Below are 13,469 nucleotides of genomic sequence, written 5' to 3'. Positions count from 1 at the left end.
AGGTTTAATACAACAGGCGTATGTGTACCTAAAAAGCATTATATGATAGATATATCAGGAGGAATTGAAAAAGAGCTTAATTTATTAATATGTTTTTAACTTAGCTAACTCCTAAATGAGTTAGCTAAGTTATTTATTTTGTTATCTTTTTAATAAGTCTTTAGATAACTTGAAGTTTTTTAAGCATCCTGCTTTAGGAAGCTGTATTGAGCTGAATACAGTTTATAATAATAACCATGATTTTTAAGAAGTTCATCATGAGTGCCTGATTCAACTATTTTACCTTTAGAAAGTACAAAAATTTTATCACAATCTCTTATGGTAGAAAGCCTATGAGCTATTACTATTGAGGTTCTTCCTTTCATAAGCTTTTTTATACCTTCTTGAACTAATAATTCAGTTTCAGTATCTATATTTGCAGTTGCTTCATCTAGTATTAGTATTCTTGGATCTGCAATTAGAGCTCTTGCAAAAGCTATTAATTGTCTCTGACCAAGGGATAGTCTTGAACCTCTTTCATTTACATCAGTATCATATCCCTTTTCTAGTTTTTCGATAAACTCATGAGCATTAACTGCCTTTGCAGCTTGTACTACCTCTTCATCTGTAGCGTTTAATTTACCATAGCGTATATTTTCTTTAATTGAGGTTGAAAATAAAAATGAATCTTGAAGCATTATACCCATTTGACTTCTTAAGCTTTCAACAGTGACGTCTTTTATATCTAAACCATCAATTTTTACACAGCCAAAGGTAGGGTCATAAAATCTGCTAATTAAATTAGTTATGGTTGTTTTTCCTGCACCAGTTTCACCAACTAAAGCTATTTTTTCGCCAGCTTTTAATTTAAAAGAAGTATTCTTAAGAGCCGGAATATCAGCATTAGTATAGGAAAAAGTAACATGATCAAATTCTATATCTCCTTTAATTTGAGGGAGAGCCTTAATTGATGCTTCATCTACAATATCGCTTTTGGTATCTAAAATATCAAAAATTCTTTCGCCAGCAGACATACTGGTGACAAAAGCATTATAAAATGAAGATAGATTTATAATAGGTCTCCAAAGCATTTCAATGTACATAAAAAATGCCATTAAAGTACCTAAGCTTAAATTTCCTTGTTTGCTTAACAAATATCCAGAGCCGAGTAGAATTACCATACTTAAACCACGGAATGCAGTCAAAAATGGCCAAAAGAAATCTTGAGTAAATACAGCAGTCATAAAACCATTTGCATGATTTCCAATATGGCTGTCAAATTTATCTTTAGCGTAATATTTTCTGCTAAAGCCTTGAATTACCTTCATTCCTGATAAGGATTCATGAGTGTATCCAATTAGCGATGAACGATGTTCTCTAAAAATTTTCCATTTATTATCTGCCTTAATTTGAATGTAGAACATTGCAAATAATAATAAAGGCATTGTAATTAAGCAGATACCAGCCAGCATTGGGTTTAATATAAGCATTAGACAAATTACAAGGATAATAGTAAAAACATTAGGAATTAAATTTACAATACTATTATTTAATAAATTTTGAAGAGCATTTACATCTCCAACAACTCTTGAAATAATCTTTCCAACGGGTCTATTATCAAAAAAGTTAAAGCTTAAAGTTTGTATATGAGTATATAAGCTATGTCTAATATCCACTAAGATTTGATTGGTAATCTTAGACATGGCGATAGTTCTGATTCCAGATAAAATCATTGAAAATACATTCATAAGTATTAACCCACATCCAAGAAGAATTAAAGCCTTAACATTTTTTTCTGCAACAAAAGTATCTATAGATATCTTCATTAAATAAGGGGTAACTGAATTACAAGCCATTACAATAAGTAAAAGTAAAATTACAAGAGTAACTTTCAGTTTATAAGGTTTAACATAGGTTAATAGTCTTTTTACTATTTGAATCTTTGATGATTCATGTAAAATATCATTCATATTAATTCGCCTCCAATGTAAGTGCTTCAAAATCCTGAAATTGGTGAGAATATACACTATGATAGTAACCTTTAGCCTTTACTAAACTTGAATGATCACCTTTTTCTACAATTCTACCATCTTTCATAAAGAGAATTATATCAGCGTCTTTTACACCAGATATCCTATGGGCAATTATAAAAGTAGTTGCTTTTTTCTTATCATTTTTTAGATTTTGAAGAACTTTAAATTCAGTTTCCATATCAAGGGCAGAAGTTGAATCATCCAAAATTAAGATAGGTGATTTTCTTAATATTGCTCTTGATATAGCAAGTCTTTGTTTTTGTCCTCCTGATAGGCCAAGACCTCTTTCGCCAATAATGGTATCAAAACCTTCTGGCGTTTCTTTAATAAAGGAGTAAGCAGCACTATCTTTAACAGCTTTAATTAAAGCACTTTCAGATTTATCACTTCCAAAGTCTATATTGTTTTTTATTGTATCTGAAAATAAGAAAGTATCTTGAAATACAACAGACATATTAGCTCTTAAAGTTTCTAAGTTCCAGTTCTTAACATTAACATTATCAACTAAAATTTCTCCTTTAGTCACATCGTAATACCTGCCTATTAGAGAAAGTAATGTGCTTTTACCACATCCAGTGGTACCCATTATTGCAACAGTACTTCCGTGAGGAATATTTAAATTTATATCATGAAGTACTTCAACATTGTTATAAGAAAAGCTTACATTTTTAAATATAATATCTCCTTTAATTTCAGTAGGGTTATAGCCATTTTCCTTGGAAGTAATTTCAGAATTTCTATCTAAAATATCAGTTATCTTGCTCATAGAAGCTTTATTTTGTGAAAGTAAGTTAATAAAAAAACCTAAATTCTTTACACACCAAGAAAGATTAAAAATATAACTAGTAAATGCTACTAAACTACCAAAACTTAAATTTCCTTGAATACATAAATAACCACCATAAACAATCATTAAAATTGGTGCAGCGTTTGTTAAAAGTTCAATTATAGGACCATAAGTCCCAACTATTTTTGCTTGCTCAACATTTAAATCAAAGAATTTTTTGTTTACTTTCAAAAATTTTGATATTTCATATTTTTCACGAGCAAAAGCTTTTACAAGTCTTATACCAGAAACATCTTGCTGAACTATAGAGTTTATTTCGGCTGTTTGGTCACTAATTTGTGAATATACAGTCCAGAACTTCTTGTCCATAATTGTTCCAATATAAGCAACGGGTAATAAAACAAGTAAGCAGATAATAGTTAAAGTTTTATTTATATTAAACATTATAAAAGCAGAAACTGAAAAAAGTATTATTGCTTCCAATAGCAATCTCATTCCAAAGGATAGAGTGTCCCATACTACATCTACATCTTCAATAATTCTCGAAAGTAATTCACCAGTGTTATTATTATCAAAAAAAGAGAATTCAAAAGATTGAAATTTAGAGTACAAATCTTGTCTCAATTTTTTACATACTATAAGAGCAAATTTATCGAACAAATACTCATTTAAGTAAGAAAATAAACCATGAATTAGCGCAACTGAAACAACAATTATTAAAAATATAATTAAATAATTCTCCATATGACCAAGAATTATATTATCAATAAATATCTTTTGAAAGTAAGGATAAGAGCTATCTGCACAGATGGAAACTATCATAGCAAACATAGGCAAAAGTAATAATTTCCATTGTTTTGCAATGTAATTTTTAAATAAGGTCATAAAATTTCCTCCTTTTTGGCATATGATTTCAATAATCTGATAGTTAAATATGCCTAGATATTGTATGATGTTTAAAATTTTAAATTTATAAAGTTTTTAATTAGGTGCATGAAGGTAAATAATAAGTTTTGAATATGCCCTAAGTTAAAAGAAGCAACTTTATAAACCCTTAAACGCAAAAAAGACACAGCTATTCAGAGCTGTGTTCAACGCAAAATAATATAAAAGTTAAATGCTAAAAGTTAGTGATAGATATCACATAGCGGTTCTTTCGCGAGGTTTCACAGATGAATAAGTACATGTATTTAATTTTATAAATGTAATAAATAATATAATTGTATTCATAGTTCAACCTCCTTAAAAAATTATTTTTTAAACATCATGTTGCAAATATACTACAAATTAACAAAAAAGGCAAGAGAATAATTTAATTTCAATAGATTATTTTGGAGTTTGGTTATAATCGATTTTACCACCTGGGAACTCCAAAAGATTTGGTGAATTCATAACAGGAGAGCATAAAGAACATAATATTTCTTTGTTTTCATTTTTTATAATTGCAGCTACAACATTTATTCTTTTCTTCATTTTTTACACCTTAAAGGTATTTTGCAGGGTTAAGAATTTTTTCTCAGAGCTGTGTTCAACACAAAATAATATAAAGGTTAAAAAATAATATGACTATATAATACTTAGAAATTTTTATGAAATTCATTTTATGTAATATATGCTATAATAAAAATAAAAACTGGAAAAACATAGAAAGAGTGAATAATATGAAAGAAACAATAAATAGAATAAGAAAATTCCGAAATGACAGAGATTGGAGTCAATTCCACACTCCAGCCAATCTATCTAAAGCTATATCCATAGAAGCAGGAGAGCTTCTAGAAGAATTTTTATGGGATGAAGAAAACTATAATAAAGAACATGTTTTAGAAGAGTTGGCTGATGTTATGGTTTATTGTATACATATGGCTGATTCATTAGGAGTAGATTTAGAGGAAATTATAAATAGCAAAATGGATAAAAACGAAGAAAAATATCCAGTAGAAAAAGCTAAAGGTAACAGCAAGAAGTACACAGAATTATAAAGATCATATTTATAGGCTGAGATTTTTTTATATTTAGAAAATCTCAGCTTTATTATTTTTCACTGAATCGCATCAATAAAAGGGTCAGGCCCTTTTATAAATTTACCAAAAGTCTCCTTAACTTTACAACAATTATAAATTATGATATTATAACAAAAAGATTGGTAAAGTGTTATCAAATCATTATGAAAATATGAAATAAATTATCATAATGATATTAAAATTAGTAGTACAGTAGGAATGTGTTAATTATGAAAGTGAAAAATTAGGAGGACAGTAATATGGTAGGAAAAAGAAAATTGGCAATGTTATTATGTACAGTTTTAGTAGGTGGAGTGCTTTCGGGATGTGGACAAGATACAACAGGTTCTAGTAAAGAGAAAACTACTTCATCAGAAGTAAAAAATATTGGAATTATACAATTAGTACAACATGACGCATTAGATTTAACTAATAAAGGTTTTATTGATGGACTGAAAGAAAAAGGATATGAAGAAGGAAAAAACATAAAAATTGAGCAGCAAAATGCTCAAGGTGATCAATCAAATGCACAAACCATATCTAAACAATTTACAGATAGTAAGAAGGATTTAATCTTTGCAATTGCAACACCAGCAGTTCAAGCGGCGTACAATTTTACTAAAGATATACCAATAGTATGTTCTGCAGTAGTAGATCCAGTAAAAGCAGGAGTTGCAAAGGATTGGAAGAGTTCAGGTACTAATGTTACAGGTACATCAAATAAGACTCCAGTAGATAAACAAATGGAATTATTAGTAAAGTTAATTCCAAATGCTAAAACTGTAGGGGTAATTTATAATTCATCAGAAACTAATGCTGTAATTCAAGTTAATGAATTTAAGGCTGAAGCAGAAAAACATGGAATTACAGTAAAGGAAATAGCAGTCACTAATACAAATGAAATAAATCAAAACTTATCAAGTGCTCTTGGTGAAATTGATGCACTATACACACCAACAGATAATACAGTAGCTTCAAGCTATACATTAGTAGGTAAGCTTTGTTTAGAAAAAAATATTCCTGTAATTGGTGCAGAAGACGCTGCGATTAGTAAGGGCGCTCTTGCAACATTAGGTATAGATTACTATGAATTAGGAAAAGAAGCAGGCTTTGAAGCTGCAGAAATATTTGAGGGAAAGAAGCCTTCAGAAATTGAAATAACAAAATTAAGTGAAATAAAAGTAGTTATAAATACAGATGTTGCAAAGAAATTGAATATTAAGATTCCATCAGATATAGAAGCTAATGCTGAAAAAGCAACAGGTGGTATTGTTGAATAGTAGTGACTAATTTACTAATGCACAATCAAAAAAATTGAACTTGTTATTTTATTTCATGTCCCTAATTATTAATGGAAGTAGATGGTGATTAAAAATGAGTATAAAAACTAGGAAAATAGTAATAGTTGGAAGTGGAAATGTAGGTTCACATTGTGCATTTTCTCTAGCAATACAGGGTATATGTGATGAAATTGTAATGATTGATAAAATAGAAAATAAAGCAAATGCAGAAGCAGTTGATTTAAGTGATACAATTTCATATTTACCTCATTATGTAAAGAGTAAAAAAGGAACTTTTAAAGATTGCGAAGATGCAGATATTGTAGTAGTAAGTCTTGGAGTTCCACCAGAGGATAATAAATCACGTTTAGATTACTTAGAAGATACAATAAACGAAGTAAATACTATAATAGATCCAATACTAGAATCAGGATTTAATGGTATATTTATAGTTATATCAAATCCAGTAGACGTAATAGCTCATTATATATGGAAAAAAACAGGTTTTCCGAAAAACAAAGTGTTTGGAACTGGAACAACGTTAGATTCATCAAGGCTTAGAAGAATATTATCAGATGAAGCAGGCATAGATCAAAAATCTATACAAGCATATTGCATGGGAGAACATGGGGATTCACAAATGGTACCATGGTCACATGTGTATTTTGGTGGAAAACCATTATTTGATTTGATGAAGGAAAAACCAGAAACTTATGGAAATCTTAATTTAGATGAGTTAGCTAGTAGAACAGCAAATGCAGCATATGAGATAATAGCTGGAAAAGGATGTACAGAGTTTGGAATAGGCGTAGGTTTAAGTGAAATAGTTAAAGTAATACTTCATGATGAAAAGAGAATACTTCCTGCATCTACATTATTAGAAGGACAATATGGTGAAGAAAATGTTTTTGCAAGTGTACCTGTTATATTAGGCAAAAATGGAGTAGAAGAAATTGTTGAAATAAACTTAACGGAAAAAGAAAAATCACAATTTAATCATACATGTGGAATTTTAAGAGAATATATAGAGAAAGCCAATACACTTTAAAGTTGAAAGAACCCTAAAACAAGGGTTCTTTTTTTGCAATTAAATTAGATATTTTATATTAATAAATTTAGCTATTTGGACTTAAGAATCACCTTTCTAAGAAAATTGGGTTTTCAAAAGTAGATGATACAATTCATTTAATCCATATATATATAATCTTATATTATAATTTTATTATAATCTTTGAACATTTGTAGCCATAGGTCCCTTTTCGCCACTTTCAATGTCGAAGGTAACACTTTCATCTTCATGCAGATCTTTATCAGGCCCTTTATCTTTAATTTGTGAATGATGTACAAAAACATCATCTCCTTTGTCACAAGATATAAATCCATAGCCTCTTTCTGTATCAAACCATTTAACTACGCCAGTAACTTTAGCCATGAAAAATTCCTCCTTTTGCAATAATTATATTTTATAGTCTTTGTTAAAAGAATGGATTTTAAACATTAAAATAATATAATAAATCAAAAGTTTAAAGTAAAAAATAATAAACTTTAAGCTTTTTTTTGATTTATATTAAATTCTAATATAAAATTAGAAAAAATGTGTTATAATTATAAACAAAAGAATATTATGGGAAAATAGGTTTAAAGTGCGAGTTTATTTGTCGAATTTGGCAATAAAACAGTGCAACAATATTTTTGCAGAGAGTAATGGTATAAAAAAATAGCGAAAATGAATTTGGAGGTGATTTTATTTTGAAATTAAGTAATATCAAAATAAAAAATAAATTACAATTATTAAGTTCAATACTATTGATTTTTACAGTATTTATTGGTGTTTTCGGTTACATTCAACTAAAAATAAGCAACGATAATATGGAGTTAATGTATAATAATAAATTAAATTCAATTAACTGGTTAAATGATAATAGAAATCAGGCAAGGGCAATTGAAGCAGATATGTATTACATAATGTTATATCCAGATGATAAAGATAAACAAAATGAAAAAATGAAGGATATTGAACAAAGAAAGAAAATGTTTGATGATAACTTTCAAAACTATAAAAAGGTAGATTTAGATACGCATGAAAAAGATATGATTCCAATGATAGAAAATGATTTATCAACATATAGACAAGCAATGGATGAGATATTAAAACTTGCTTTAGAGGGAAAGCAAAAGGAAGCATTAGAAAAGAATGAAGATATTAAAGATGTGGCCAACAATTTTCAAGCAAATTTAAAAGAGTTAGCGGTGCATACTGTAAAAGAAGCCGATGAGATTAATGAGTTAAACAATGAGAATTACAAAAAGATAACATTAATCTTTCTTATATCTATAGCTGTTTCTATTATAGTAGGATATTTGATGTCTAAGATTATCACAAAAAATATAGTTAAACCTTTAGATATTTCAGTTAATTATTTGGACATACTATCAAGTGGAGATTTTACAAGTGAAGTACCTGTAGAATTTAAAAAGAGAAAAGATGAAATAGGAACAATGGCAAAAGCTTTAGATAATATAAATGGAAGCTTAAAATCATTAATTAAAAATATTGTAGAAGAATCAGATAAAATAGAAGAGGTTGTTAACACAGTGAATAATGAAGTGAAAATTCTTAATGGGAATATAGAGGATGTTTCAGCAACTACGCAGGAACTTTCAGCAACTATTGAGGAAACCTCAGCTTCAGCAGAAGAAACTTCAGCAACTTCTCAAGAAATAGGTAAGGCAGTACAATCAATAGCTGAAAAATCACAAGAGGGAGCGATTCAAGCAGGAGAAATAAATAAAAGAGCACAACAAACTAAAGAAAATATTGAAAATTCTCAAAAGACAGCTCATAATGCATTTGTAAATACAAAAGATGGACTTGAAAAAGCTTTAGAAAAGTCAAAAGTAGTTGAAGAAATTAATGTACTATCTGATTCAATTATGCAGATAACAGAACAGACAAACCTATTGGCATTAAATGCAGCGATAGAAGCAGCAAGAGCTGGGGAAGCTGGGCGTGGATTTTCTGTAGTTGCAGACGAGGTAAGAAAACTTGCAGAACAGTCAAAAGATACTGTATCAGAAATACAGAAAGTAACAAATAAGGTTAGAGAAGCTGTTAACGATCTTTCATATAATTCAAATAATCTTTTAGAATTTGTGTCTAAAGATGTAAAGAGAGACTATAGTAATATGCTTGAAGTAGCAGGAAAATATAGTGAAGATGCAAAATTTGTAGATGACCTTGTTATGGACTTTAGTTCAACATCAGAGGAACTTTTAGCATCAATTAATGATATTTTAAAAACTATAGATGGGGTAGCAGAAGCAACAAGCGAAGGAGCAAGTGGAACGGTAGATATAGCAAATAAAGTTTCAGAAATTAGTCATAAATCAAATGAAGTATTAGAACAGGTTACACAAACAAAAGAAAGTGCAGAAAAGTTAAAGACTGAAATGTCTAAGTTTAAAGTTTAGGCTATATATCTATGAAGAAAACTCAAATAAGTAATACAATAAATATTAATATTGGGCCTGTAACAAGGCTCTTTTTTTATTCTTTATGAATTTATATTCTCTCGACTACAACCTCTGAGGGCCATAAATTATATACTTAGTAACTGCTAAATGTATTTGTGTAAAAATTTTCATCTGCAATCAAAGTAAAAACAAAAAATTAAGATGTCTTTGTGATTATATGTTATAATTATTTTTTAGTGAGAAATTATGTAAATATATGAAGGGGATCGAATTAAGTCTCTTCAATGTTTAATACTAGCTTTTGAATTTAGTATACATATATTGTTAGGAGAATAGAAAAAATGAACTTAGATATTGATTTAGACAATTTTGAAATAAAGAGAGAGTTACTTATTAAAGTGGATACAAATGGAGTAATTAAATCTATTTCTAAAAACTGTTATAGGATTTTAGGATTTATGCAAAATGAAATTCTAAATACTAATATTGATAAATTTTTAGGTTATAAATTTAATGATTTATTATCACGTGAAAGTTTTGAGACTTTAGTTTTAAAAAAAGATGGTAATCAGTTACTTTTTGAGGTTGTCTCTAAACCTGTTCTTGATGATGGTTCTAAAATAGTTGGAGCATACCTATCTCTTATAGATATAAGCAAATATCTTCACATTGAAGAGAGGTATAATCAGCTAATCAAAACGTGTGAAAAAACTCAGGACATTTTTTTTGCATTTCAAATTTTACCTGAGTTCAAATTTATATATCTTACTTCTTCAATTGAAGAGATTTTAGGATATGATCTAGAAATACATTATACTAATGCCAATTTGCCATTTGAAATTATTCATCCTGATGATCTTCATATACAAAAATCTAAAATAGATAAAAACTCGGATTTTTCCAAAGCTTTTTGTGCAAGATTTAAACATAAAGATGGACATTATGTCTGGATAGAGGATTTTTTAGTTCCTACATATAATGAAAATGGGGATTTGGTATCTGTATCAGGATTTAGCAGGGATATTACAGAAAGAAAAAAATTAGAAAAAATGCTAGAAGAACAAAATAAATTATTGGAAATGGATGTTACTGCTGAAATAAAGGCGAATAAAATCATGGAAAATACATTAAAAAAGCAGGAAGAGTTATTAGTTAATATATCTCACGAACTTAAAACTCCATTAAACGTAATTTCGGCAACGGCTCAGTTATTAGAAATGTATTATATGGATGATTCAATAATAAATAAAAAGGATATATTTATTAAATATTTTAAATCAATAAAGCTAAATACCTATAGGTTATCAAAGCTTATTAACAATATAGTGGACTCATCAAAAATAGAAGCAGGATTTTTTCAACTTAACCTAGTAAATGTGAATATAGTTAATGTCGTAGAAGAAATAGTTATGTCAGTAACAAGTTTTGTTAAAATTAAAGGCTTAAATATTATTTTTGACACGGATACGGAAGAGAAAATTATTGCGTGTGATCCAGAAAAAATCGAGAGAATAATGCTAAACCTTATTTCTAATGCTACAAAATTTTCAAATGATAATGGTGAAATATTTGTAAAGGTTAAGGATATGAATGAATGGGTTGAAATATCAGTAAAGGATAATGGGATTGGTATTGAAGAGAAAAAATTGGATATTATATTTGATAGATTTGAACAAGCGGATAAATCTTTGTCTAGAAATGCGGAAGGTACTGGTATTGGATTGAGTCTAGTGAAATCTATTGCTCTATTGCATGGTGGCAGTATAAATGTTGAAAGTGAATATAGAAAAGGGAGTAAGTTTACTGTGACCCTTCCAGCTGGAGCAGTAGCTAAGGAAAATATGATATATGATAGAAATATTAAAAATAAGGATGAACGTATAAGAATAGAATTTTCAGATGTTTATTTTTAACTTTTAAAATTATGAATTACTAAAAATTCAAAAATATATTTTAGTGCATAAAAGAAAATAACAGATCAAAATATGCTGATGAATTAACTTGGTATTTTCTTAATAGTGCCTTAATTGGTACAAACAAGATTAAAAAACCCGCATCTAGCATAGATATATACTAAATACGGTTTTTTAAAGAGCATAACAATCTTCACTAGCACAATAATAGATAGCTTATCATCATATTATAATCTTTCGACTATAATACAACAAATCACAACCAATTACCATGTTTCGCTCCACCACACAACATATTTATTCAACTTAATATAACCTCACAGCTGTATTAAATCAATTCAACACATTGAATAATGTTAACTCGACCTTAAATAATAAGTTGGAGTACTATTATAATAGATATAAATCAACTATAATAAAACTTTTCCCCACCAGATAAAATCTTATCGCCGACTATCATAACAACTATATGTTATAACCATTATAAAATCTTTGTTCGACTTATATACACCCTCATATCAAGAGCATATAGAAATCTTTGCTCGACTGTTATGTTCCTTATGATATTAATATGTGTAGTTTTGTTTTGAATATGCATTATACGAAAAATAAATCAAAAAATATTTAATGGAAGTTGTATTACAAAATTATTTCAAGGATATTAAAAGAGGATTTCTTATAGTTTTTTAGAAAAATAAAGAAATTGAGAAATGAGGAAAGATATAGATATCCGAACCAGGAAATTCACTTATACATTTAATGTTTCCATTAGTATTACATGAATTAGAATAATGAATGTGTCAAATTTATAATTTGGGTATCTATAATAAAAATAATTAAAATCTGGTAGATCAAGGATTGTATTAAGGGATACTTCTAATTTTATCATCTAACAAGAACATATGTGCGTATATTTTGTTCGATACTGGAAATAATTATAATATAGACATATGAGTGATCAAACCTAAATTTATGATATAATGGAGGTAGAAATATGGATAGAAAAAATGACTCATTTATAAACTTATTATAAATATTAGGATGTGAGAATATGAAGTGGGAAGAAGTAAGAAATATATACCCTAATAAATTTGTGCTTTTAAGAAGTTTAGAGGCTCATATTGAAGAGAATAAAAAGTGTATAGATGATGTAGCTGTAGTAAGAGTTTTGGATGATGAAGAAGCGAGCAATATATTAATTAGATGTAAAGGCGATAATTTTGTATTTCATACATCAAAAGAAGAATTATCAATGAATATAGTTCAAATGCCAGTATTAAGAGGAGCAATTAGATGAAGTTAGAATATAAAAATGGTTTGTTATTTGTTGATATGAATATTGGATATAAGGGCAATAATGTATTAATTAATAATGTGGTTGTAGATACAGGTGCTGCACATACTATTATTAATCCAGATAGTGTATATAAATTAGGGATTAAAGCGGAAGCAGAGGATGAATTTATCACAATGTATGGTGTTGGTGGCGAGCATTATTCTTATAGGAAAAATATTAATTCAGTTAATATAGGAAGAAATTGTTTAGAAGATGTAAATATAGATTTTGGATTAATTGATGAAGAAGGATATATAAATGGTTTACTTGGGCTTGATGTGTTGTTAAAATTAGGTATAACTATCAACTTAAAAGAATTGAAATTATATAGCTGTTAAGGTGTAAGAATCTGATAAAGAAATATTTCATAATTTGAAAGTCTTAATTTTGACACTAGAATTCGCAAAAAGCTATCCGCAAAAGGATGGCTTTTTACATATTAAAATTTAAAAGTTATAACTTATTTTAAAAGCTTATAACTAGTGCTTGCTCCTGTCAATCGTTGGGTCTCTGGGGTGTTTAACCACGAGTTCATTAAATAAACGGTAGAAATACATGGGTATGATATAATAAAAAGGTTAGTATACATATTGTTATATAGATTGTAATGATAAAGAGAAAATATCGGATAAAAATGTATGTTTGTAACAATAATAGTAAGAAATAT

General features: G+C 28.3%; 11 protein-coding genes. 7 read left to right on the top strand and 4 right to left on the bottom strand.

The window, feature by feature from the left end:
* Positions 1 to 179: 179 nt before the first annotated feature.
* The 3 genes from KEC93_RS14220 to KEC93_RS14210 all read right to left on the bottom strand — a co-directional run bounded on the left by KEC93_RS14220 (position 180) and on the right by KEC93_RS14210 (position 4,272).
* Positions 180 to 1,949, bottom strand: a complete 1,770-nt coding sequence (locus KEC93_RS14220) for an ABC transporter ATP-binding protein (protein ID WP_065419298.1) — start codon at positions 1,947 to 1,949, stop codon at positions 180 to 182.
* A 1-nt stretch (position 1,950) separates the two neighbouring features.
* On the bottom strand, positions 1,951 to 3,684 hold the full coding sequence (locus tag KEC93_RS14215) for an ABC transporter ATP-binding protein (RefSeq protein WP_077867950.1): 1,734 nt from the start codon (positions 3,682 to 3,684) through the stop codon (positions 1,951 to 1,953).
* A 441-nt stretch (positions 3,685 to 4,125) separates the two neighbouring features.
* Positions 4,126 to 4,272: an NUDIX hydrolase gene (locus KEC93_RS14210; protein WP_238892899.1), complete on the bottom strand. Its 147-nt coding sequence runs from the start codon at positions 4,270 to 4,272 to the stop codon at positions 4,126 to 4,128.
* 188 nt (positions 4,273 to 4,460) lie between these two features.
* Here KEC93_RS14210 and KEC93_RS14205 point away from each other — a divergent pair, with 188 nt between their 5' ends.
* From KEC93_RS14205 to KEC93_RS14195, 3 genes are all read left to right on the top strand, one after another.
* Positions 4,461 to 4,778 carry a nucleotide pyrophosphohydrolase gene (locus KEC93_RS14205; RefSeq protein WP_012058997.1) on the top strand — a complete coding sequence of 106 codons (318 nt, stop codon included), beginning with the start codon at positions 4,461 to 4,463 and terminating at the stop codon, positions 4,776 to 4,778.
* A 281-nt stretch (positions 4,779 to 5,059) separates the two neighbouring features.
* Positions 5,060 to 6,079, top strand: coding sequence for an ABC transporter substrate-binding protein (locus KEC93_RS14200; protein WP_077867951.1), 1,020 nt, complete (start codon positions 5,060 to 5,062; stop codon positions 6,077 to 6,079).
* Positions 6,080 to 6,173: 94 nt separating this feature from the next.
* Positions 6,174 to 7,127 carry an L-lactate dehydrogenase gene (locus KEC93_RS14195; protein WP_077867952.1) on the top strand — a complete coding sequence of 318 codons (954 nt, stop codon included), beginning with the start codon at positions 6,174 to 6,176 and terminating at the stop codon, positions 7,125 to 7,127.
* A gap of 174 nt (positions 7,128 to 7,301) precedes the next feature.
* Here KEC93_RS14195 and KEC93_RS14190 read toward each other — a convergent pair whose 3' ends face one another.
* A complete protein-coding gene (locus tag KEC93_RS14190) occupies positions 7,302 to 7,511 on the bottom strand; it encodes a cold-shock protein (protein ID WP_023976494.1) in 210 nt (69 codons plus the stop codon).
* 317 nt (positions 7,512 to 7,828) lie between these two features.
* Here KEC93_RS14190 and KEC93_RS14185 point away from each other — a divergent pair, with 317 nt between their 5' ends.
* From KEC93_RS14185 to KEC93_RS14170, 4 genes are all read left to right on the top strand, one after another.
* The gene (locus KEC93_RS14185) at positions 7,829 to 9,550 is read left to right on the top strand and encodes a methyl-accepting chemotaxis protein (RefSeq protein ID WP_077867953.1); all 1,722 of its coding nucleotides are present in this window, start codon (positions 7,829 to 7,831) and stop codon (positions 9,548 to 9,550) included.
* A gap of 344 nt (positions 9,551 to 9,894) precedes the next feature.
* Positions 9,895 to 11,466: a PAS domain-containing sensor histidine kinase gene (locus KEC93_RS14180; RefSeq protein WP_023976492.1), complete on the top strand. Its 1,572-nt coding sequence runs from the start codon at positions 9,895 to 9,897 to the stop codon at positions 11,464 to 11,466.
* Between the two features lie 1,051 nt (positions 11,467 to 12,517).
* Positions 12,518 to 12,763, top strand: coding sequence for a hypothetical protein (locus tag KEC93_RS14175; protein WP_077867954.1), 246 nt, complete (start codon positions 12,518 to 12,520; stop codon positions 12,761 to 12,763).
* Positions 12,760 to 13,140 carry a retroviral-like aspartic protease family protein gene (locus KEC93_RS14170; RefSeq protein ID WP_077867955.1) on the top strand — a complete coding sequence of 127 codons (381 nt, stop codon included), beginning with the start codon at positions 12,760 to 12,762 and terminating at the stop codon, positions 13,138 to 13,140. The genes KEC93_RS14175 and KEC93_RS14170 overlap by 4 nt, the downstream gene beginning before the upstream one ends.
* Positions 13,141 to 13,469: the final 329 nt, after the last annotated feature.

Source organism: Clostridium beijerinckii, assembly GCF_018223745.1.
Taxonomy (GTDB): Bacteria; Bacillota; Clostridia; order Clostridiales; family Clostridiaceae; genus Clostridium; species Clostridium beijerinckii.
This window is presented reverse-complemented; position numbering and strand designations above follow the sequence as displayed.

Excerpts from the sequence above, each read along its gene's own strand:
- KEC93_RS14210 (WP_238892899.1), bottom strand. The coding sequence starts at position 4,272 with ATGAAGAAAAGAATAAATGTTGTAGCTGCAATTATAAAAAATGAAAAC.
- KEC93_RS14220 (WP_065419298.1), bottom strand. The coding sequence starts at position 1,949 with ATGAATGATATTTTACATGAATCATCAAAGATTCAAATAGTAAAAAGA.
- KEC93_RS14190 (WP_023976494.1), bottom strand. The coding sequence starts at position 7,511 with ATGGCTAAAGTTACTGGCGTAGTTAAATGGTTTGATACAGAAAGAGGC.
- KEC93_RS14170 (WP_077867955.1), top strand. The coding sequence starts at position 12,760 with ATGAAGTTAGAATATAAAAATGGTTTGTTATTTGTTGATATGAATATT.
- KEC93_RS14200 (WP_077867951.1), top strand. The coding sequence starts at position 5,060 with ATGGTAGGAAAAAGAAAATTGGCAATGTTATTATGTACAGTTTTAGTA.
- KEC93_RS14215 (WP_077867950.1), bottom strand. The coding sequence starts at position 3,684 with ATGACCTTATTTAAAAATTACATTGCAAAACAATGGAAATTATTACTT.
- KEC93_RS14180 (WP_023976492.1), top strand. The coding sequence starts at position 9,895 with ATGAACTTAGATATTGATTTAGACAATTTTGAAATAAAGAGAGAGTTA.
- KEC93_RS14195 (WP_077867952.1), top strand. The coding sequence starts at position 6,174 with ATGAGTATAAAAACTAGGAAAATAGTAATAGTTGGAAGTGGAAATGTA.
- KEC93_RS14175 (WP_077867954.1), top strand. The coding sequence starts at position 12,518 with ATGAAGTGGGAAGAAGTAAGAAATATATACCCTAATAAATTTGTGCTT.
- KEC93_RS14205 (WP_012058997.1), top strand. The coding sequence starts at position 4,461 with ATGAAAGAAACAATAAATAGAATAAGAAAATTCCGAAATGACAGAGAT.